The organism is Streptomyces sp. NPDC092045 (genome assembly GCF_044756005.1).
GTDB lineage: Bacteria > Actinomycetota > Actinomycetes > Streptomycetales > Streptomycetaceae > Streptomyces.
The window spans coordinates 637504-656334 of record NZ_JBIVSC010000003.1; the positions used below are offsets into that span (position 1 = coordinate 637504).

Annotated in this window: 18 protein-coding genes and 1 pseudogene; 4 read left to right on the top strand and 15 right to left on the bottom strand. The window is 74.8% G+C overall.

The features are described from left to right. Positions 1-11: 11 nt before the first annotated feature. From ACIQKA_RS13020 to ACIQKA_RS13045, 6 genes are all read right to left on the bottom strand, one after another. Positions 12-215 (bottom strand): type II toxin-antitoxin system VapB family antitoxin, encoded by a 204-nt coding sequence (locus ACIQKA_RS13020; RefSeq protein WP_391094177.1) that lies wholly within the window; start codon positions 213-215, stop codon positions 12-14. Between the two features lie 88 nt (positions 216-303). Continuing rightward, complete coding sequence (locus ACIQKA_RS13025; RefSeq protein ID WP_383151829.1) at positions 304-804, bottom strand: methylated-DNA--[protein]-cysteine S-methyltransferase; 501 nt, start codon at positions 802-804, stop codon at positions 304-306. Between the two features lie 12 nt (positions 805-816). Then, positions 817-2292, bottom strand: a complete 1476-nt coding sequence (locus ACIQKA_RS13030; RefSeq protein WP_402540909.1) for an AlkA N-terminal domain-containing protein — start codon at positions 2290-2292, stop codon at positions 817-819. Between the two features lie 77 nt (positions 2293-2369). Further along, on the bottom strand, positions 2370-2990 hold the full coding sequence (locus ACIQKA_RS13035) for an L-threonylcarbamoyladenylate synthase (protein ID WP_402540910.1): 621 nt from the start codon (positions 2988-2990) through the stop codon (positions 2370-2372). Between the two features lie 10 nt (positions 2991-3000). Further along, positions 3001-4419 carry a phytoene desaturase family protein gene (locus ACIQKA_RS13040; protein WP_383430712.1) on the bottom strand — a complete coding sequence of 473 codons (1419 nt, stop codon included), beginning with the start codon at positions 4417-4419 and terminating at the stop codon, positions 3001-3003. 80 nt (positions 4420-4499) lie between these two features. After that, entirely contained in the window at positions 4500-5336 is an 837-nt protein-coding gene (locus ACIQKA_RS13045; protein ID WP_402540911.1) for an inositol monophosphatase family protein, read from the bottom strand. A 111-nt stretch (positions 5337-5447) separates the two neighbouring features. Here ACIQKA_RS13045 and ACIQKA_RS13050 point away from each other — a divergent pair, with 111 nt between their 5' ends. The 3 genes from ACIQKA_RS13050 (at position 5448) to ACIQKA_RS13060 (ending at position 8430) form a co-directional block, all read left to right on the top strand. Further along, a complete protein-coding gene (locus ACIQKA_RS13050) occupies positions 5448-6503 on the top strand; it encodes a biotin/lipoate A/B protein ligase family protein (protein WP_383430681.1) in 1056 nt (351 codons plus the stop codon). Between the two features lie 54 nt (positions 6504-6557). Then, a complete protein-coding gene (locus ACIQKA_RS13055) occupies positions 6558-7445 on the top strand; it encodes a hypothetical protein (protein ID WP_402540912.1) in 888 nt (295 codons plus the stop codon). 175 nt (positions 7446-7620) lie between these two features. After that, entirely contained in the window at positions 7621-8430 is an 810-nt protein-coding gene (locus ACIQKA_RS13060) for a serine protease (protein ID WP_383151835.1), read from the top strand. 159 nt (positions 8431-8589) lie between these two features. Here ACIQKA_RS13060 and ACIQKA_RS13065 read toward each other — a convergent pair. From ACIQKA_RS13065 to ACIQKA_RS13100, 8 genes and pseudogenes are all read right to left on the bottom strand, one after another. Beyond that, positions 8590-8832 (bottom strand): annotated as a pseudogene (locus ACIQKA_RS13065) (cytosine permease); the annotation flags it as partial. Positions 8833-8932: 100 nt separating this feature from the next. Beyond that, positions 8933-9934: a TIGR03842 family LLM class F420-dependent oxidoreductase gene (locus ACIQKA_RS13070; protein ID WP_402540913.1), complete on the bottom strand. Its 1002-nt coding sequence runs from the start codon at positions 9932-9934 to the stop codon at positions 8933-8935. Positions 9935-9945: 11 nt separating this feature from the next. Next, positions 9946-11349: a dihydropyrimidinase gene (hydA, locus tag ACIQKA_RS13075; RefSeq protein WP_402540915.1), complete on the bottom strand. Its 1404-nt coding sequence runs from the start codon at positions 11347-11349 to the stop codon at positions 9946-9948. A gap of 48 nt (positions 11350-11397) precedes the next feature. Then, positions 11398-12678: an aspartate aminotransferase family protein gene (locus ACIQKA_RS13080; protein WP_383151839.1), complete on the bottom strand. Its 1281-nt coding sequence runs from the start codon at positions 12676-12678 to the stop codon at positions 11398-11400. Further along, positions 12675-13517: a nitrilase-related carbon-nitrogen hydrolase gene (locus ACIQKA_RS13085; protein ID WP_402540916.1), complete on the bottom strand. Its 843-nt coding sequence runs from the start codon at positions 13515-13517 to the stop codon at positions 12675-12677. The genes ACIQKA_RS13080 and ACIQKA_RS13085 overlap by 4 nt, the downstream gene beginning before the upstream one ends. Before the next feature lie 264 nt (positions 13518-13781). Continuing rightward, positions 13782-15320: a UL36 very large tegument protein gene (locus ACIQKA_RS13090; RefSeq protein ID WP_402540918.1), complete on the bottom strand. Its 1539-nt coding sequence runs from the start codon at positions 15318-15320 to the stop codon at positions 13782-13784. Between the two features lie 109 nt (positions 15321-15429). Continuing rightward, positions 15430-15813, bottom strand: coding sequence for a PPOX class F420-dependent oxidoreductase (locus ACIQKA_RS13095; protein WP_391094186.1), 384 nt, complete (start codon positions 15811-15813; stop codon positions 15430-15432). A 56-nt stretch (positions 15814-15869) separates the two neighbouring features. After that, the gene (locus tag ACIQKA_RS13100) at positions 15870-16121 is read right to left on the bottom strand and encodes a helix-turn-helix domain-containing protein (protein ID WP_121833151.1); all 252 of its coding nucleotides are present in this window, start codon (positions 16119-16121) and stop codon (positions 15870-15872) included. Positions 16122-16154: 33 nt separating this feature from the next. On the opposite strand from ACIQKA_RS13100, the gene map reads away from it, so the two are divergent. Beyond that, the gene (map, locus tag ACIQKA_RS13105) at positions 16155-16922 is read left to right on the top strand and encodes a type I methionyl aminopeptidase (protein WP_383430663.1); all 768 of its coding nucleotides are present in this window, start codon (positions 16155-16157) and stop codon (positions 16920-16922) included. A gap of 58 nt (positions 16923-16980) precedes the next feature. Here map and ggt read toward each other — a convergent pair whose 3' ends face one another. Beyond that, positions 16981-18789, bottom strand: a complete 1809-nt coding sequence (gene ggt / locus ACIQKA_RS13110; protein ID WP_402540921.1) for a gamma-glutamyltransferase — start codon at positions 18787-18789, stop codon at positions 16981-16983. Between the last annotated feature and the right edge of the window lie 42 nt (positions 18790-18831).

Sequence of the window (18831 nt, forward strand, 5' to 3'; positions counted from 1 at the left end):
GGCCGGCGGTCTCAGCCCTGTTGCGGTTCCGGCGGGACGATCTCCCCGGTGCGGACCGGTTCCTCGCGGCCGGCAACCCGGGCCTCGGTGCGGTGGCCGCGGGCGATGTAGTCGCGGACGACCGCCTCGACGGCGTCCTGCGGGTTGTTGACGCCCGCCAGGACCATGACTTCCACGACGAGTTCGGCGTCGAGCGCGATGTTCACCTTGGCCATGCCGGGAACCTAGCACCCCGGCCGGGGAAGGGCACCGGGTTCGCGCGGGAGGGCCGGGGGCCGGGTGCGCGCGGAAGGGGCCGCGGGTTCAGAAGAGGGCGTCGGGCTCCTTCGCGCCCGACTCGAAGGCCAGCAGCCGCTGCTTGCGGTCGAGGCCGCCGCCGTAGCCGGTGAGGCCGCCGCCGGCGCCGACCACCCGGTGGCAGGGGACGACGATGCTGACGGGGTTCTTGCCGTTGGCGAGGCCGACGGCGCGGGAGGCGCCGGGGTTCCCCAGCTCCTCGGCGAGTTCGCCGTACGTCCGGGTCTCCCCGTACGGGATGAGGCTCAGCCGCTCCCAGACGCGGAGCTGGAACGGGGTGCCGACCAGGTGGAGCGGCAGGTCGAACGCGGTGAGTTCGCCGGCGAAGTAGGCGTCGAGCTGGCGGACCGCCTCGCCGAAGGGGCGCGGGTCGGGCGCGCCGAAGGTCTCCTCGGGCGGGCGGTGGCGCTGGCCGGTCATGTGGACGCGGCTGAGGACGCCGTCGACGGCGACGAGGGTCAGCGGCTCGTACGGGCTGTCGACGACGGTGTGCTGGACGGTGGGCACGGGGCGACCTCCTCAGGAGGGCAGGTGGTTGATCGGGTGGGAGTCGGTGGCCCAGAGGTACTGGACGGCGTAGGCGCGCCAGGGGCGCCAGGGGGCGGCGCGGGCGGTCAGCGCGGCCGGGGTGCCGGGCAGGCCGAGTCCCTCGGCGGCGCGGCGGACGCCGAGGTCGCCGGAGAGGAAGGCGTCGGGGTCGCCGAGGGCCCGCATGGCGATGACCTCCGTGGTCCAGGGGCCGAAGCCGGGCAGGGCGAGCAGCCGGGCGCGGGCCTCCTCGCGGTCGTCGGCGGGGCCGAGGGGGAGGGTGCCGTCCGCGAGGGCCCGGACCAGGGTGAGCAGGGTGGTGCGGCGGCTGCGGGGCAGGGCCAGGGAGTCGGGGTCGAGGGCGGCGAGCGCCCCGGGCTCCGGGAAGAGGTGGGTGAGGCCGCCCTCGGGGTCGTCGACCGGGGTGCCGTGGGCGGCGACGAGCCGGGCGGCGTGGGTGCGGGCGGCGGCGGTGGAGACCTGCTGGCCGAGGACGGCCCGGACGGCGAACTCGGCCGGGTCGACGGAGCCGGGCACCCGGCGGCCGGGGGCGGCGTCGACGAGCGGGGCGAGCAGCGGGTCGGCGCGCAGCCGCTCGTCGACGGCGACGGGGTCGGCGTCGAGGTCGAGGAGCCGGCGGCAGCGGCTGATCGCGTGGGTGAGGTCGCGCGGGTCGGTGAGGGAGAGCCGGCAGGCGATGTGGTCGGCGCGGGGCGCGAGGGCGACGACGCCGTGCCCGTACGGGAGGTTCAGGGTGCGGCGGTAGGCGCCGTCCCGCCACTCCTCGACGCCGGGGACGGCGGTGGCGGCGAGGTGGCCGAAGAGGTTGGAGGGTTCGAGCGGGGTGCGGAACGGCAGCCGGAGGCTGATCACTCCGGGGGCGGGTGTCCGCGGCCCGGCCGGGCGGGCGGCGCGGGCGCGCAGTTCGCCGGGGGTGAGGGCGAAGACCTCGCGGACGGTGTCGTTGAAGGTGCGGATGGAGGAGAACCCGGCGGCGAAGGCGACCTCGCCCAGCGGCATGGGGGTCGTCTCGACGAGGACCCGGGCGGTCTGGGCACGCTGGGCGCGGGCCAGGGCGAGGGGCCCGGCGCCGAGTTCGGCGAGGAGCTGGCGCTCGATCTGGCGGGTGGACCAGCCGAGGCGCCGGGCGAGCCCCGGGACGCCCTCCCGGTCGACGACGCCGTCCTGGATGAGCCGCATCGCGCGGGCGACGGCGTCGGCCCGGACGTTCCACTGGGGCGAGCCGGGGCTGGTGTCGGGCCGGCACCGCTTGCAGGCCCGGAAGCCGGCGCGCTGGCAGGAGGCGGCGCTGGGGTGGAACTCCATGTTCTCGGGTTTGGGCGGGGCGACCGGGCAGCTCGGCCGGCAGTAGATCCGGGTGGTGCGGACGGCGGTGAAGAACACGCCGTCGAAGCGGGCGTCCTTCGACCGGACGGCCCGCACGCAGCGCTCGGTGTCGGTGTGCATGCCTCCATGATCGGGGGCGGACGGCGCCGAGGCTGGCGGAAAAACGACATGGCCGTCCGGCCCCGGGGCCGGGGCCCCTACTCGAAGCGGGTGGTGTCGCCCGCTCCCCGGCGGACGATCTCGGGCTCGCCGCCGGAGAAGTCGACGACGGTGGTGGGCTCGGTGCCGCAGTCGCCGGAGTCGAGGACCGCGTCGACCTGGTGGTCGAGCCGCTCCTTGATCTCCCAGCCCTGGGTCAGCGGCTCCTCCTCGTCGGGCAGGAGGAGGGTGCTGGAGAGCAGCGGCTCGCCGATTTCGGCGAGGAGGGCCTGGGTGGCGACGTGGTCGGGGATGCGGACGCCGACCGTCTTCTTCTTGGGGTGGAGGAGCTGGCGCGGCACCTCCTTGGTGGCGGGCAGGATGAAGGTGTACGGGCCGGGGGTGGCCGCCTTGACCGCGCGGAAGACGTCGTTGTCGATGTGCACGAGCTGCCCGAGCTGGGCGAAGTCCCGGCACATCAGGGTGAAGTGGTGGCGGTCGTCGAGGTCGCGGATCGCGCGGATGCGGCTGATGCCGTCGCGGCTGCCCATGCGGGTGCCGAGCGCGTAGCAGGAGTCGGTCGGGTACGCGACGAGCGCCCCGTTCCGGATGCTGTCGGCCACCGTGGAGATGGTGCGCGGCTGCGGGTTGTCGGGGTGCACGTCGAAGTACTTGGCCATGGGAGCCAGTCTAATTTTCGCGGGCGGAGGCGCGCAGCCGCCGCCAGACCGCCTTCGCCGCGTTGTGCCCGGACATGCCGTGCACGCCGGGGCCGGGCGGGGTGGCGGAGGAGCAGAGGAAGACCGCGGGGTGCGGTGTGTCGTAGGGGCGGAGCGACAGGGTGGGGCGCAGCAGGAGCTGGAGGCCGCGGGCGGCGCCGCAGGCGATGTCGCCGCCGACGTAGTTGGCGTTGTGCGCGGCGAGTTCGGGCGGTCCCGCGGTGGCGCGGGCCAGGACGCGGTCGCGGAAGCCGGGGGCGAAGCGCTCGATCTGGCGCTCGATCGCGTCCGTGAGGTCGCCGCGCCAGCCGTGGGGCACGTGGCCGTACGCCCAGAAGACGTGCTTGCCCTCGGGGGCGCGGGAGGGGTCGACGAGGCTGGGCTGGGCGGTGATGAGGAAGGGGGCGTCGGGGGCGGTGCCGGAGGAGGCCTGGCTCAGGGCGGTGCCGATCTCGCCCGCGGTGGGGCCGATCTGGACGGTGCCGGCGCGCCGGGGCTCCTCGGCGGTCCACGGCACGGGTCCGTCGAGCGCGTAGTCGACCTTGAAGACGGCCGCGCCGTACTTGTAGTGGTCGTAGTGGCCGCCGAAGCCGGCGATCCGGGCGAGGGCGGTGGGCGAGGTGTCGAAGACGTAGGCGCGGGCCGGCGGCAGGTCGTCGAGGCGCTTGACCTCGAAGTCGGTGTGGACGGCACCGCCGAGGTCCTTCAGGTACGCGGTGAGGGCGTCGGAGATGGACTGCGAGCCGCCACGGGGCAGCGGCCAGCCGCCGGCGTGGGCGGCGAGCGCGAAGACGAGGCCGACGGCGCCGGTGGCGAAGCCGTCGAGCGGGGCGATGACGTGGCCGACGAGTCCGGCGAAGAGCGCGCGGGCCTTCTCGTCCCGGAAGCGGCGCGTCAGCCAGGTGGAGGGCGGCAGTCCGGCGAGGCCGAAGCGGGCGAGGGTGACCGGGTCGCGGGGCAGCGCGGTGAGCGGCAGCTGCATGAAGTCGGCCGCCAGGGTGTCCCACTTGCCGCGGAAGGGGGCGACGAGCCTGCGGTACGCCCCGGCGTCGCGCGGCCCGAAGGAGGCGGCGGTCTCGGCGACGGAGCGGGCGAGGACGGCGGCGGTGCCGTCGTCCCAGGGGTGGGCCATGGGCAGTTCGGGATGCAGCCACTCCAGGCCGTACCGGTCGAGCGGCATGGTCCTGAAGACGGGCGAGCCGGCGCCGAGGGGGTGCACGGCGGAGCAGGGGTCGTGCCGGAAGCCGGGGAGGGTGAGCTCCTCGGTCCTGGCGCCGCCGCCGACGGTGGGCTTCGCCTCGAAGACGGCGACGGAGAGGCCTCGGCGGGCCAGTTCGACGGCGGCGGTCAGTCCGTTGGGCCCCGCCCCCACGACGACGGCGTCGAGCATCGGCGTCCTGTTCGTCACCTGCGGGCTCCTTCGTCAGCCGGTGGCCGGGTCCTCAGGATAGGCGGAGGGGCGCGGCGGTCTCACCGCCCCCCGAGGAGGGTCCGTATCCGCTCGGCGGTCGCCGCGTCCCGGGCCGCGGTGAACGGCAGCGCGTTGCCGCCGGTGACACGGAACGGCTCTCCGGCGAGCGTGGTGTCCGTGCCGCCCGCCTCGGCGACCAGGAGGAGTCCGGCCGCGTGGTCCCAGGCGTACTCCCAGGAGAAGGCCACGCCGGAGAGCGCCCCGCGCGCGACGGCCAGGTACTCGAGTCCGGCGGAGCCGCAGGGCCGGGGGCGGACGCCGTCGACGGCCAGGCCGAGCAGGGCGCGCTTCTGCTCCGGGGTGGTGTAGTCGGGGTGCGAGGAGGCGATCTCCAGGACCTCGCCGGGCGCGGGCGCGCCGGAGCGCAGCGGCTCGCCGTTCAGCGTGGCGCCGCGGCCGCGCACCGCGACGGCCATCTCCTCCAGGGCGGCCGCGTACGTCCAGGAGGCGAGGACCTCGCCGTGCCGGGCGAGGGCGACGAGGGTGCAGAAGGCGGGGTCGCCGTGGACGAACTGGCGGGTGCCGTCGACGGGGTCGACGATCCACACGGGCGCGTCGCCGCGCAGCGCGTCGTAGACCGCCGGGTCGGCGTGGACGGCCTCCTCGCCGACGACCACGGAGCCGGGCAGGAGTGCCGTGAGGGAGGCGGTGAGGTGGGCCTCGGCGGACCGGTCGGCGACGGTGACCAGGTCGTGCGGGCCGTTCTTCTCGACGATCTCGTGGGCGGCGAGCTGACGGAAGCGCGGCATGATCTCGGCGGCGGCGGCCTTGCGGACCGCCTCCTCCACCTCGGTCGTGCCGCCGCCGAGGACGTGGGCAAGGAAGTCTTCGATCATGCGTCCAGCCAATCACGGCGCTCTGACAACCGGTACGGCGCATCCGTCACCCGTTGTTTCCCCGGGGAGTACCCTTTGGCCGAGTTCATCCCTTACCCGCGGGAGGGTTCCGTGCACGGCGAGTACAAGGTCCCCGGTGGAAAGCTGGTGGTCGTCGACCTCGACGCGGAGGACGGCGTCCTGCGGAACGTGCGGGTCGCGGGCGACTTCTTCCTGGAGCCGGACGAGGCGATCCTCGCGATCGACCGGGCCCTGGAGGGCGCCCCGGTCGACACGGACGCGGCCGGGCTCGCGGCGCGGATCGACGCGGCGCTGCCGCCGGGCACCCACATGTTCGGCCTGACGTCGGAGGGCGTCGGGATCGCGGTCCGCCGCGCCCTCGCGCACGCCACGGACTGGACCGACTACGACTGGCAGCTGATCCACGAGCCGCCCCGGTCCCCCGCCCTGCACATGGCGCTCGACGAGGTCCTGACGGACGAGGTGGCGGCCGGCCGCCGCCCGCCGACCCTGCGGGTGTGGGAGTGGGGCGCCCCGGCGGTGGTGATCGGCAGCTTTCAGTCGCTGCGCAACGAGGTGGACCCGGAGGCGGCCGAGCGGCACGGGATCCGGGTGGTGCGCCGGATCAGCGGCGGCGGGGCGATGTTCATCGAACCGGGCAACACCATCACGTACTCGCTCTCCGTCCCCGACGCCCTCGTGCAGGGCCTGTCCTTCGCCGACAGCTACGCCTACCTGGACGACTGGGTGCTCGGCGCGCTCGGCGACATGGGGGTCCGGGCCTGGTACCAGCCGCTCAACGACATCGCCACGGACGCCGGGAAGATCGCGGGCGCCGCGCAGAAGCGGGTCGTGGCGGGCGCCGGCGCGGTCCTGCACCACGTGACGATGGCGTACGACATCGACGCGGACAAGATGACGGAGGTGCTCCGGATCGGCCGGGAGAAGCTCTCCGACAAGGGGACGAGGAGCGCGAAGAAGCGGGTGGACCCGCTGCGCCGCCAGACGGGCCTGCCGCGCGAGGCGGTGATCGAGCGGATGATCGCCTCCTTCCGGAACCGGTACGGCCTGGCGGAGGGCCGCCTCACGGAGGAGGAGCTGACGCGGGCGAAGGGGCTCGTGGAGAGCAAGTTCGGGACGGAGGAGTGGACGGCCCGGGTGCCGTGACCGCCGCCCGTGCTCCACGGACCGCCGCCCCGACCGCCTGCGTAGGGTGACGGGATGCGCGTCGAGGAGCCGGTGAAGCCCGGTCTGCGGATGGAGTGCGCCGACGGACGCCGTCTGGTGCTCGTGCAGGGGTCCGTCCCGGTGCTGTTCGCCCGCCAGCGGGCCACCCACTACGGGGTGCACTACGCGCGGACCGGCCGGTACGCCTCCCCGCTGGCCCCGTTGCGGGCCGAACGGGCCCGCGCCTTCGCGGAGTTCGCCGAGCCGGGCTCGGAGGAGTGGACGGCGCGCCGGGCCGCGCGCGCCGGGGCGGAGCTCCGGGCGGCCGCCCGGGGTCCGCTCCACGAGGGCGAGTGGCGGCTCGGGCCCGACGTGAACCGCTGGTTCGTGGAGGCCAATGGGCCGAAGCTGCTCGCGCACGACCCCGACCGGGGCCATCTGACCTGGTTCGGGTACGGCGACCCGGTCGAGGACGCGCGCGACCTGCTGCCGCTGCGGGCGCTCTCGCCGGTGGAGGCGCCCCGGGTGCGCGCGTACCGCCGCCAGTACCGGGAGGGGGTGCTGCCGCCGGTGTTCGCCCGGTGGATCAGCGGGCTCCACTCCCCCGTGGTCCTGGACGGTCACGACCGTCTGACGGCGGCGCTCGCGGAGGGCGGCCGGCCGGGGGTGCTGCTCCTCTCTCGGGCCGTGGACGCCGCGTGGGTGGCGCTCCACGCGGCCCCTCCCGTCCGGGCGTACGAGGAGCGGGTCGCCGCCCTGGGCGACCGTCCGGACGCCGCTTCCCGGGTCGCGTACGAGAGCCGCGGTCTCGCGGACACCCTCCGGTCGCTCGTCGCCTCCCCGGACACGACCCGGGCGTGGCCCTTCCCGGGCGGTGTCCCGGCCTGGGAGGCGGCGGCGGCCTCGTACGTCCCGGGCTGGAGCCCGGACGCGGACCGCTGAGCGGCCGGCGGCCCGCCCCTCCGCACACCAGTCCGGATCGCGCCCCGCGGTGACCGGATCCCGTCCGGTTCGTTGATGCCGACGCGGGCCGGAGCGCGTGCGCGGGACGGGTGGAGGAAACGTCTTTGCACGCCGAAGGGCCGGAGAAGACGGTGCCGACAGTTCGGAGTTCTCCATGGGATGGGCGCGGAAGCTCGTGGCCGCGGTCGCGGGTGTGGTGATGGGGGCGAGCCCGCTCGGGATCGCGCCGGCGTACGCGGTCGTCGGCGGCCAGGAGGCGCGGCCGCACCAGTACCCGTTCATGGCGGGGCTCGTGGACCTGGCGGAGCGGCGGGTGATGTGCGGCGGGGCGCTGATCGGCGACCGGTACGTGCTGACCGCCGCGCACTGCCTGACGGGCTCGTACGGCAGCACGGCGCGGGTGGGCGTGCTGCTCGGGGACCACGACCTGACGGCCGGGGACGACAGCCCGCACGCGCTCCTCGCCTCCCCGGCCCGGTTCCTGACGCACCCGGAATACGACCCGGAGACCCAGCGGAACGACATCGCGCTCGTCCGGCTGGCCGAGCCGGTCGCGTTCAACCGGGACGTGCGCCCGGTCGCCCTGCCCACCGCGTACGCGCACGGCGCCTTCGACCACACGCGGGTCGAGGCCCCCGGCTGGGGCGCCACCTCGTTCGGCGGGCGCGCCTCCGACGTCCTGCGGACGGTGACCCTCGGCACCATGAACAACCGGACGTGCGTCGCCCGGGGCATGTCCCGGGTGACGTCCGCCCAGCTCTGCACGTACGCCCCCGGCCGGGACACCTGCCTGTACGACTCCGGCGGCCCCCTCGTCCACACGGCGGCCCGGAAGCCCCATCTGGTGGGCCTGGTGTCCTACGGGCGCGGGTGCGCCGGCGACACCCCCGCCGTGAACACCCGCGTCTGGTCGTACCTCAGCTGGATCGGGCGGGTGACCGGGCTGCCGTCCCGCGCCTCATGAGGGCGGTGTACAGGAGCAGGGAGGCGGCGAGGCCCACCGCCCAGCCGTAGTCGGCGAGCGGCTCGAGGAAGGGGATCAGGCCGTCCTCGGGGAACGGGCCCGCGCCCGGGGCCGAGTGGGAGCCGCCGACGGCGAGGATCCCGCCGACCGCGAAGCGAGGACGGCCCGCTTCCAGTCCATGCCGAGGGCGACGAGACCGGAGGCCAGCATCCAGGAGGGGATGGTGTGGGCCGTGCCGACCCAGAGGGCGGTGAAGTTGTACGTGGTCCAGCGGCGCCGTTCGACGGGGACGGGGAGCAGGTCGTCGTTGACGAGGCGGGGGTCGGCCGGGACCGTGCCGGGCGCGAGCTCGACACGGTCGTCGGCCATGGCGGGTCTTCCCGCGGGGGTGGTGGCGGTCATGGCGGCGGAACCCTTCGTTCGGCGGGGGCGGAACGAGCCGTGCGGGGCCTGGGGCGTCCGAGTGGAGCGAAGCGGGGTCCGGGAGCGGGAGCGGCGCGGGTCAGGTGGCGAGCGCCGGGATGACCTCGGAGCCGTACGCGTCGATCGTGGTCTCCTTGGCGTCGTGCATCGCGTACACGGCGAACTGGTCCACGCCCATGTCCCGGAGCCGTCGCAGCTTGTCGACGTGGGCCTCGGCGGGGCCGAGGAGGCAGAAGCGGTCGACGATCTCGTCGGGGACGAAGTCGGTGGAGGGGTTCCCGGCGCGGCCGTGGTGGGAGTAGTCGTAGCCGTGCCGGTTCTTGATGTACGCGGTGAGTTCCTCCGGGACCATTCCCGAGTGCTCGCCATACTTCTCCACCAGGTCGGCGACGTGGTTGCCGACCATGCCGCCGAACCAGCGGCACTGCTCGCGGGCGTGGGCGAGGTCGTCGCCGACGTACGCGGGGGCGGCGACGCAGATCGTGAGGGCGTCGGGGTCGCGGCCCGCGTCGGCGGCGGCCTGCCGGACGGCCTTGACCATCCACTCGGTCAGGAACGGGTCGGCGAGCTGGAGGATGAAGCCGTCGGCCTTCTGCCCGGCGAGGGCGAGGGCCTTGGGGCCGTACGCCGCCATCCAGACGGGCAGCTTTCCGTTCCTGATCCAGGGGATGCGGATCGGGTTGCCGTCGACCTCGGCCTCGCGGCCCTCCGCCAGGTCGCGGATGACGTCGATGGCCTCGCCCAGGCGGGCCAGGGTGTTCGGCTTGCGTCCGGCGACGCGCATGGCGGAGTCGCCGCGGCCGATGCCGCAGACGGTCCGGTTGCCGAACATGTCGTTGAGGGTGGCGAAGGTGGAGGCGGTGACCTCCCAGGTGCGGGTGCCCGGGTTGGTGACCATGGGGCCGACGTGGAGCTTGGTGGTGTGCTCCAGGATCTGGCTGTAGACGACGAAGGGTTCCTGCCACAGCACGGCGGAGTCGAAGGTCCAGCCGTAGCGGAAGCCGTTGCGTTCCGCCCGGCGCATCAGGCCGACGACCTGCGAGGCGGGCGGGTCGGTCTGCAGGACGAGTCCGAAGTCCAAGGCGGGGTCTCCTAGTTCAGGTATTGACAGGTGGAGCGGGGGGTGAAGACCCCGTGCCCGGCGCGGCCGACGTACGTGCGCCGGTCGATGACGACCTCGCCGCGCGAGAGGACCGTCTCGACCCGCCCGGTGACGGTCCTCCCCTCGTACGCCGAGTAGTCGACGTTCATGTGGTGGGTCTCGGCCGACAGGACCTGGGTGGCGTGCGGGTCGTAGATGACGACGTCGGCGTCGGCGCCCGGCGCGAGCGTGCCCTTCTGCGGGTAGAGGCCGAACATGCGGGCCGGGGCGGCGCAGGCGATCTCGATCCAGCGGCGCCGGGAGATGTGCCCGTCGACGACGGCCTGGTGGAGGAGGTCCATGCGGTTCTCCACCCCGGGGAGGCCGTTGGGGATCTTGGAGAAGTCGCCCCGGCCGAGGTCCTTCTGCCCGGTGAAGCAGAAGGGGCAGTGGTCGGTGGAGACCACCTGGAGGTCGTTCGTCCGCAGCCCCCGCCAGAGCGCCGCCTGGTGCTCCTTCGGCCGCAGGGGCGTGCTGCACACGTACTTGGCGCCCTCGAAGCCCGGCTCCGCGAGGTTGTCGGTGGAGAGGAAGAGGTACTGGGGGCAGGTCTCGCCGAAGACGGGGAGCCCCTTGTCGCGGGCGGCGGCCAGCTCGGCCACCGCCTCCTCGGCCGACACGTGCACGACGTAGAGCGGGGCGCCGGCCACCCGGGCGAGCTGGATCGCGCGGTGGGTGGCCTCCGCCTCCAGGAGGGCCTTGCGGACCTCGCCGTGGTACCGGGGGTCGGTCTCGCCGCGGGCGAGGGCCTGTTCGACGAGGACGTCGATGGCGATGCCGTTCTCGGCGTGCATCATGATCAGCCCGCCGTTCTCGGCGGAGCGCTGCATGGCGCGCAGGATCTTGCCGTCGTCGCTGTAGAAGACGCCGGGGTAGGCCATGAAGAGCTTGAAGGAGGAGATCCCCTCCTGGACCAGCTTGTCCATCTCCTTGAGCGTGTGCTCGTTGACGTCGGAGAGGATCATGTGGAAGGCGTAGTCGATCGCGCAGACGCCGTCGGCCTTGGCGTACCAGGCGTCGAGCCCCTCGCGCAGGCCGTGGCCCACGCTCTGGACGGCGAAGTCCACGATGGTGGTGGTGCCGCCCCAGGCGGCGGCGCGGGTGCCGGTCTCGAAGGTGTCGGAGGCGAAGGTGCCGCCGAAGGGCAGCTCCATGTGGGTGTGGGCGTCGACGCCGCCCGGGATGACGTAGCGGTCGGTGGCGTCGATGGTCCGGTCGGCGGTCCAGGCCGCCGCCGCGTCCGAGCCGCGGGCCGCGAGGGCGGCCACGCGGCCGTCCTCGATCAGCAGGTCGGCGTGGACCTCGTCGGCGGCGGTGACGACCAGGCCGCCCCGGATGAGGGTACGGGTGCTCACGGGACTCTCCCTGTCGCTGAGTCGGAACTGCGGGGCGGCCGGCGGGGACTACAGGGAGCGGAGGGCCGCTTCGAGGAGGGCGGCACCCTCCTCGGCCTCGGAGACGGTGAGGGAGAGCGGCGGGGCGATGCGCAGGGTGCTGGTGTCGTGTCCGCCGCCCTTGCCGATGAGCAGGCCGTTCTCGCGGGCCGCCTCCAGGACGGCCGCGGCCGCCTCCGGATGCGCGCGGTCGGTGCCGGGTTCGGTGAGCTCGATGCCGACCATGAGGCCCCGGCCGCGCACCTCCCGTACGGCGGGGACGCCGGCGCAGGCGGCCCTGATCCGCTCGATCAGGAGGCCGCCGACCCGGCGCGCGTTGCCCTGGAGGTCGTGCTCCAGGAGGTACGAGAGGTTGGCGAGCCCGGCGGCCATGGTGACCGGCGAACCGCCGAAGGTGGAGATGGAGTTGGCGTCGAGGCAGTTCATGACCTCGGCGCGGGCGACGACCCCGCCGACCGACATGCCGTTGCCGATGCCCTTGGCGAAGGTGAGGATGTCGGGCGGCCCGGCCTGGCCGTGGGCCTGCCAGCCCCAGAAGTGCTCGCCGGTGCGGCCCCAGCCGGTCTGCACCTCGTCCGCGATCCACAGGATGCCGTGCCGGTCCAGGACGCGGCGGAAGGCGGCGTACAGGCCGTCGGGCGGGGAGGTGAAGCCGCCGACGCCCTGGATCGGCTCCGCGATGAGGGCGGCGACGTTCCGGGTGTGGCCGAGGAGGTCTTCGAGGTCGGCGACGCAGGCCTCGACGAACTCCTCGTCGCTGTGGTGCGCATAGGGGCCGCGGGTGCGGACGCCGCCGTGCACGTAGAGCGTCTGGAGCGGGGAGAGGCCGGTGGGCGACCAGGCGCGGTTGCCGGTGATGCCGACGGTGGAGAAGGAGCGCCCGTGGTAGCTGTTGCGCATCGCCAGGATCTGGTTCGAGCCGCGGTGCGCGGTGGCCAGGAGGAGAGCGGTGTCGTTGGCCTCGGTGCCGGAGGTGGTGAAGAAGACGCGGGCGTCGGGGATGCCGGAGAGCCCGGCGATCCGCTCGGCCAGCTCCACCATGGGCCGGTTGAGGTAGAGCGTCGAGGAGTGGATGATCCGCCCGGCCTGCTCGGCGACGGCCTTGGTGACCTCGGGCAGGGCGTGGGCGGTCATGGTGGTGAGGATGCCGCCGAAGAAGTCGAGGTACCTGCGCCCCTCGGCGTCCCAGACGTGGCGGCCCTCGCCGTGGGTGATCTCGATGGGGTCGCGGTAGTAGAGGGCGACCCAGTCGGGGATGACGGCCCGGTGCCGGTCGTGGAGGTCGTTCACGGCTTCACCAGCCCGTCGTACGCGTCGGGGCGGCGGTCCCGGTAGAAGGCCCACTGCTGCCTGACCTGCTCGATGAGGCCGAAGTCGAGGTCGCGGACGACCAGTTCCTCGGCCTTGTCGGAGGCGACGTCGCCGACGAAGCGGCCGCGCGGGTCGACGAAGTAGCTGGTGCCGTAGAAGTCGTTGTCGCCGTACTCCTCGACGCCGACGCGGTTGATCGCGGCGACGAAGTACTCGTTGGCGACGGCGGCGGCCGGCTGCTCCAGCTGCCAGAGGTGGGCCGAGAGGCCGCGGTGGGTGGCGGACGGGTTGTAGACCAACTGGGCCCCTTTGAGGCCCAGTTCGCGCCAGCCCTCCGGGAAGTGGCGGTCGTAGCAGATGTAGACGCCGACCTTGCCGACGGCGGTGTCGAAGACCGGCCAGCCGGCGTTGCCCGGGCGGAAGTAGTACTTCTCCCAGAAGCCCTTGACCTGGGGGATGTGGTGCTTGCGGTACTTGCCGAGGTAGCTGCCGTCGGCGTCGATCACGGCGGCGGTGTTGTAGTAGAAGCCCTCGCCCTCGACCTCGAAGACGGGGACCACGATCACCATCCCGGTCTCGCGGGCGAGGTCCCGCATCCGGCCGACGGTCGGTCCGTCGGGCACGGGCTCGGCCCAGCGGTAGTGCTCGGCCTCCTGCACCTGGCAGAAGTAGGGGGCGTTGAACACCTCCTGGAAGCCGATCACCTTCGCGCCCTGCCGGGCGGCCTCCCGGGCGTACTCCTCGTGTTTGGCGATCATGGATTCGGTGTCGCCGGTCCAGGATGCCTGGACGAGCGCGGCGCGTACGACGTCGGTCATGAGCTGCTCCTTCGGCACGGCGTCAGAGAGCCTCTACGCACGTAGACGCGGTGCGTAGGAGGAGAACGTAAGCCCCGTCACACCCCGGAGCAAGACCGCCGCAGTGAACCGACCGGGTCGATCATGTTTCATACCCGAGTGGTCCACATCGGACACGTACCGACACGTGGCGAGGCGTACGGGTACGCCCATCGGTCCGGTGCGGTCCGGTCCGGTGCGATCCGGTCCGGTCCGGTGCGGCCGGGCTCCGGCGCCCGTGGGGCCTCAGACGCCCGCCAGGCCCGCCACGCGGAGGGCGTGGAGGAGGTCGCGCTCCCGGGAGGCGGACACCGCCCGGGCCGCGTCGAGGAGTTGGGGGACGAGTCCGCGCGGGTCGGCGCCCGCGAGGCGGACCGCGTCCCCGGGGGCCCGGACCCGGACGAAGGCGGTCAGGAGGGCGTGGGCCTCGCGGTGGTGCTCCTCGGCGCGCAGGGCGGCGCAGGCCCCGGCCAGCTCCTCGACCGGGCGGGCTACCCCCTGGCGCAGGAGCCGCTCGCAGTCGGCCGTCCGGCCCGCGTCCGCGAGGACGCCGGCGACGGCGGCGAGCCGGTCGGGCGGCAGCGAGGCCGCCTCCCAGAGCAGGGTGGACCAGTCGGCGCCGAGTCCGGCCCGGTGCAGTTCGTCGGCGAGCGCGGGCAGCCGGGCGGGCGGGCCGCCGAGCGCCTCGCAGAGCAGGACGTGGGCCTCGCCGCCGCGGCCCCGGGCGCGGAGCCTCCGCAGGGCGTAGACGGCGTTCGCGGCGGCGCGGGCGGCCTCGGCGGGGTCCTCCGCCGGGCCGGCGGCCGGCCCCCCGCCCGACCCCTCGGACCCGGCGGCGCCTCCGAAGCGGGCGCCCCGGGGCGCCACGCCCCCTGCGGGGAGCACGGGAACGGGCACGGTCTCCCGGGCCTCGTCCCCCTCCTCCAGCCAGGCGTACCGGGCACCCCGGGGGCGGCGCCCGGCCTTCCCGGCCTTCGCCGACCGCTCCGGCTCGGCCGGGGGGCCGGGGGCGGGGGTCGCGGACGGGGCGGGCGAGGCGGGCGCCGGGGGCCCGGAAGCGGATGCCGCAGCAACGGGCGCCGGGGGCGCGGCGGCGGGCGGCGGGGACGCCGCCGAGGCCGTCGCGGCCCGGCCGTCCGGAGTCGACGGAGTCGTCGCGGCCCAGTCGGCCGGAGCCGACGGAAGCGCCGTGGCCAGGCCGGCCGCGGGCGCCGGGGCCGCCGTCGGAACCCGAGCGCGACCCGCCGGGGCCCCGCCCTCCAGGACCGGTCCCCGTCCCCGGTCCCCCGCCCCCGCCCCCGCCAACCGTGCCGTCAGTTCCGCGACGCGGGCGGCGGCGCGGGCGTGGTCGTCGCGGATCCAGGCGAGGTCGCGCTCCAGGCGGGCGGCCTCCTCGGGGCCGGGGCCCGGGACCGCGCGGAGCCGTACGCCGAGTTCGCGGGCGCGGGACTCGGCGTGCCGGCGTTCGCGCTCCATGAGCTCCCGGCGTTCGGCGAGCGCCGCCGCCGCGCCGGGCAGGCGGTCGCGGGCGCCCGCGGCCGCCGCGTACAGCGCGCGGCCCCGGAGCGCGAGGGGTCCGCCGACGGCCTCCCCGGCGTCCTGGAGCAGGGACGAGACGACGTCCCAGGGCAGGAGTTCCGTACCGACGAGGCAGGCGCGCAGGCCCTCCGGGTCGCGTGCGGCGAAGACCCCGTACCAGCCGGCGTCCGGCCGGAGGCGGGCCGTGAGTCCCGCCAGCCAGTGGGTGAACTCGGCCACTTCCGCCGGTTGTCGAGTCGCCGTCATGTCTCACGCACCTGCCCCGCAGTCGACTGGGACCGTACGGTCCGCGGGTATTGGACCGCAGTCGTGTTACGGGACGACTACGGACCGTTTTCCTGCGGGTGCCCGCCCCTCAGGGGAAGCGCACGACGATCCCGGTGTGCGGGCGCCTGCCGAGCCGGAAGACGGTGGCCGGCACGTCGATGAACCAGAACTGCCAGGTGTACTTGCGCAGGAGCAGCTTCCGGACGCGGCGCAGCTCCTCCCCCGTCACGAGGCGGGCCTCGCCGGTCACGCGCGCGGCGCCCTCGGGGACGTTGCCGCGCACGTCGCAGACGGCGGCCTCGACCCTCGCGTCCTTCCGCAGCCGCTTGACCTTCCAGGAGTCGGTGCGGGTCCAGGCGTACAGCTCGGACCCCTCCACCGCGTACCAGACGGGCGTCGCGACCCCCGTGCCGTTCTTGCGGAAGGTGGTCAGGCTGACGTAGCGGCCGCGCCGCAGCTCCTCGGGAATCATGCCCAGAGCCTAGGGGGTGCCTTGTCGGTCACGCCGGGCTCGCGGCGTCCGGCCGCTCAGACGGGGACCGGGACGCAGTGCGCCACCAGCTCGTCCATGGAGAGGTCGAGGACTCCGGCGAGGGCCGCGACGGTGAAGAAGGCCGGGGTCGGGGCCCGGCCGGTCTCGATCTTCCGGAGGGTCTCGGCGGAGAGGCCGGCGGCCGCGGCGATCTCGGCCATGGACCGCTCGCCGCGCGCCGCGCGCAGCAGCAGGCCGAGCCGCTCGCCGCGCTCGCGCTCTTCGGGGGTCAGGGGTGTGCGCACCATGAGGACCATTCTAATACCGGTATAGTAATTGGCATGGTGGAGATCAAGACGAACGAGTCCCTGGCGGCCATGCGCGAGGCCGGCCGGGTGGTGGCCCGCGCCCTGGCGGCCGTGCGGGAGAAGGCGGCGCCCGGGGTCCGGCCGACGGAGCTCGACCGGGTCGCGCGCGAGGTGCTGGACGCGGCGGGCGCCGCCTCGCCCTTCCTCGGCTACCGCCCGGAGTGGGCGCCGGTGCCGTTCCCGGCGGTGGTGTGCGTCTCGGTGAACGACGCGATCGTGCACGGCATCCCGGACGACACCCCGCTCGCGCCGGGCGACCTGGTGTCGGCGGACTGCGGGGCGCTGCTCGGCGGCTGGGCGGGCGACGCGGCCGTGAGCTTCACGGTCGGTCCGGCCCGGCCGGAGGACGCGCGGCTCATCGCCACGGCGGAGGAGGCCCTGGAGGCCGGCATCGCGGCGGCCGTGGTCGGCAACCGGATCGGGGACGTCGCGCACGCGATCGGCCGGGTCTGCCGGGCCGCCGGGTACGGCATCCCGGACGGCTTCGGCGGGCACGGCATCGGCCGCACCATGCACGAGGACCCGGGCGTCCCCAACGAGGGGCGCCCGGGCCGGGGCATGAAGCTGCGCCACGGCATGACGCTCGCGATCGAGCCGATGCTCGTCGGCGGCGGCACGGACGACTACTACACGGCGCGGGACGGCTGGACGATGCGCACGGTCGACGGCTCGCGCGCCGCCCACGCCGAGCACACGGTGGCGATCACGGACGACGGCCCGCGCGTCCTGACGGCGCTGTAGGCCCCGGCCCCGCCGGCCGTCGCCCCGCCGGCCGTCACCTGTCGGTCCCCGTCGCCCGTCACCTCCCCGGCCCCGCCGGCCGGACCGCCATCGCGGAGCCGCCGCCCCGGCGAACCTTCTCCGCGGCGGCCACCCAGCGGCCGTCCGGCAGGCGCTGGACGCCGGTCGCCGCGCCGATCTCCGGGTTCTGCCGGAAGCCGTGCCCGATGGCCTCCAGTTCGGCCCGGACGGGGCTGTTCCAGAGGCCGGGTTCGAGTTCGGTGGTGGCCTGGTTGCGCTGGCTGGCGCGCGGCGCGGCGATGGCCTCGACGAGCGGCAGGCCCCGGTCGACGACCCCGGTGAGGGTCTGGAGGACGGTGGTGACGATGGTCGCGCCGCCCGGCGAGCCGAGCGCGAGGACGGGCCGGTCGTGCCGGTCGAGGACGATCGTCGGGGAGATCGAGGAGCGCGGCCGCTTGCCGGGGCCGGGCAGGTTCGGGTCGTGCACGGCCGGGTTCGCCGGGGCGAAGGAGAAGTCGGTCAGCTCGTTGTTGAGCAGGAAGCCCCGGCCGGGCACGGTGATCCCGCTGCCGCCGGTGGACTCGATGGTGAGGGTGTACGCGACGACGTTGCCCCACTTGTCGGCCACCGTCAGGTGGGTGGTGTTCTCGCCCTCGTACGTGGTCGGGGCGGCGGTCCCGCCGGGGGCGCACGGTGCCGGGTCGCGGGGGTCGCCGGGCGCGAGCGGGCTGGTCAGGACGGCGTCGTCGCGGATCAGGCAGGCCCGGGAGTCCGCGAACCGCTGCGAGAGCAGACCGCGCGTCGGCACGGACTCGAAGGCCGGGTCGCCGACCCAGCGGCCCCGGTCGGCGAAGGCGATGCGGCTGGCCTCGACGAACCGGTGCAGGTAGCGGGTCTGCGAGGCCCGGGAGAGGTCGGTGCCCTCCAGGATGTTGAGCGCCTCGCCGACGCTGGTGCCGCCGGAGGAGGAGGGCGCCATGCCGTAGACGTCGAGCCCCCGGTACGCGACCTTCGTCGGCGCGCGGAACACGGTCCGGTACGCGGCGAGGTCGCGCTCCGTCAGGTCGCCGGGGCGGACGTTCCGGGTGGCGCCGGGACGGACGGGGGGCTTGCGGACGGTGTGGACGATGTCCCGGGCGAGCGGCCCCTCGTAGAGCGCGCCGACGCCCTCGCGGCCCAGCTTCTCGTACGTGCGGGCCAGGTCGGGGTTCTTGAAGCGGGAGCCGACCGCGGGCAGCCGCCCGCCGGGCAGGAAGAGGTCGGCGCTGGCCGGGAAGTCGCGGAAGCGGGCCTCGTTGGCGGCCGTCTGGGAGCGGAAGGTCTCGTCGACCGTGAAGCCCTCGCGGGCGAGGCGTTCGGCGGGTTCGAGGAGGGTGGAGAGCCGCTTGGTGCCCCAGGCGTCGAGGGCGGACTTCCAGGTCGCCGGGGTGCCGGGGGTGCCGACGCCGCGCCCGCTGGTCATGCCCTCCTCGAAGGGGATGGGGACGCCGTTCTCCGTGAAGAGGCGCGCGTCGGCGGAGCGGGGCGCGGTCTCGCGGCCGTCGACGGTGTGCACGGTGCGGCTCTTCGCGTCGTAGTGGACGAAGTAGCCGCCGCCCCCGATGCCGGCCGAGTAGGGCTCGGTGACGCCGAGCGCGGCCGCGACGGCGACGGCGGCGTCGACCGCGTTGCCGCCCTTGCGGAGGATCTCGATCCCGGCGGCCGAGGCGTCGGCGTCGACGCTGGCGACCACTCCGCCGTATCCGGTCGCGACGGGCTCCTTGACGGGTGGTGCCACCGGCGCCGCCGGCGGCGCGGCGGCTCCCATCGAGAACACCGTCGCCGTGACGGCGAGAACGGAGACCTTGCCAGCGGCGGAGCGACGCATTCGTACCTCCAGTCGGCGACCGTCCGCGCAGCGTAACTTCTC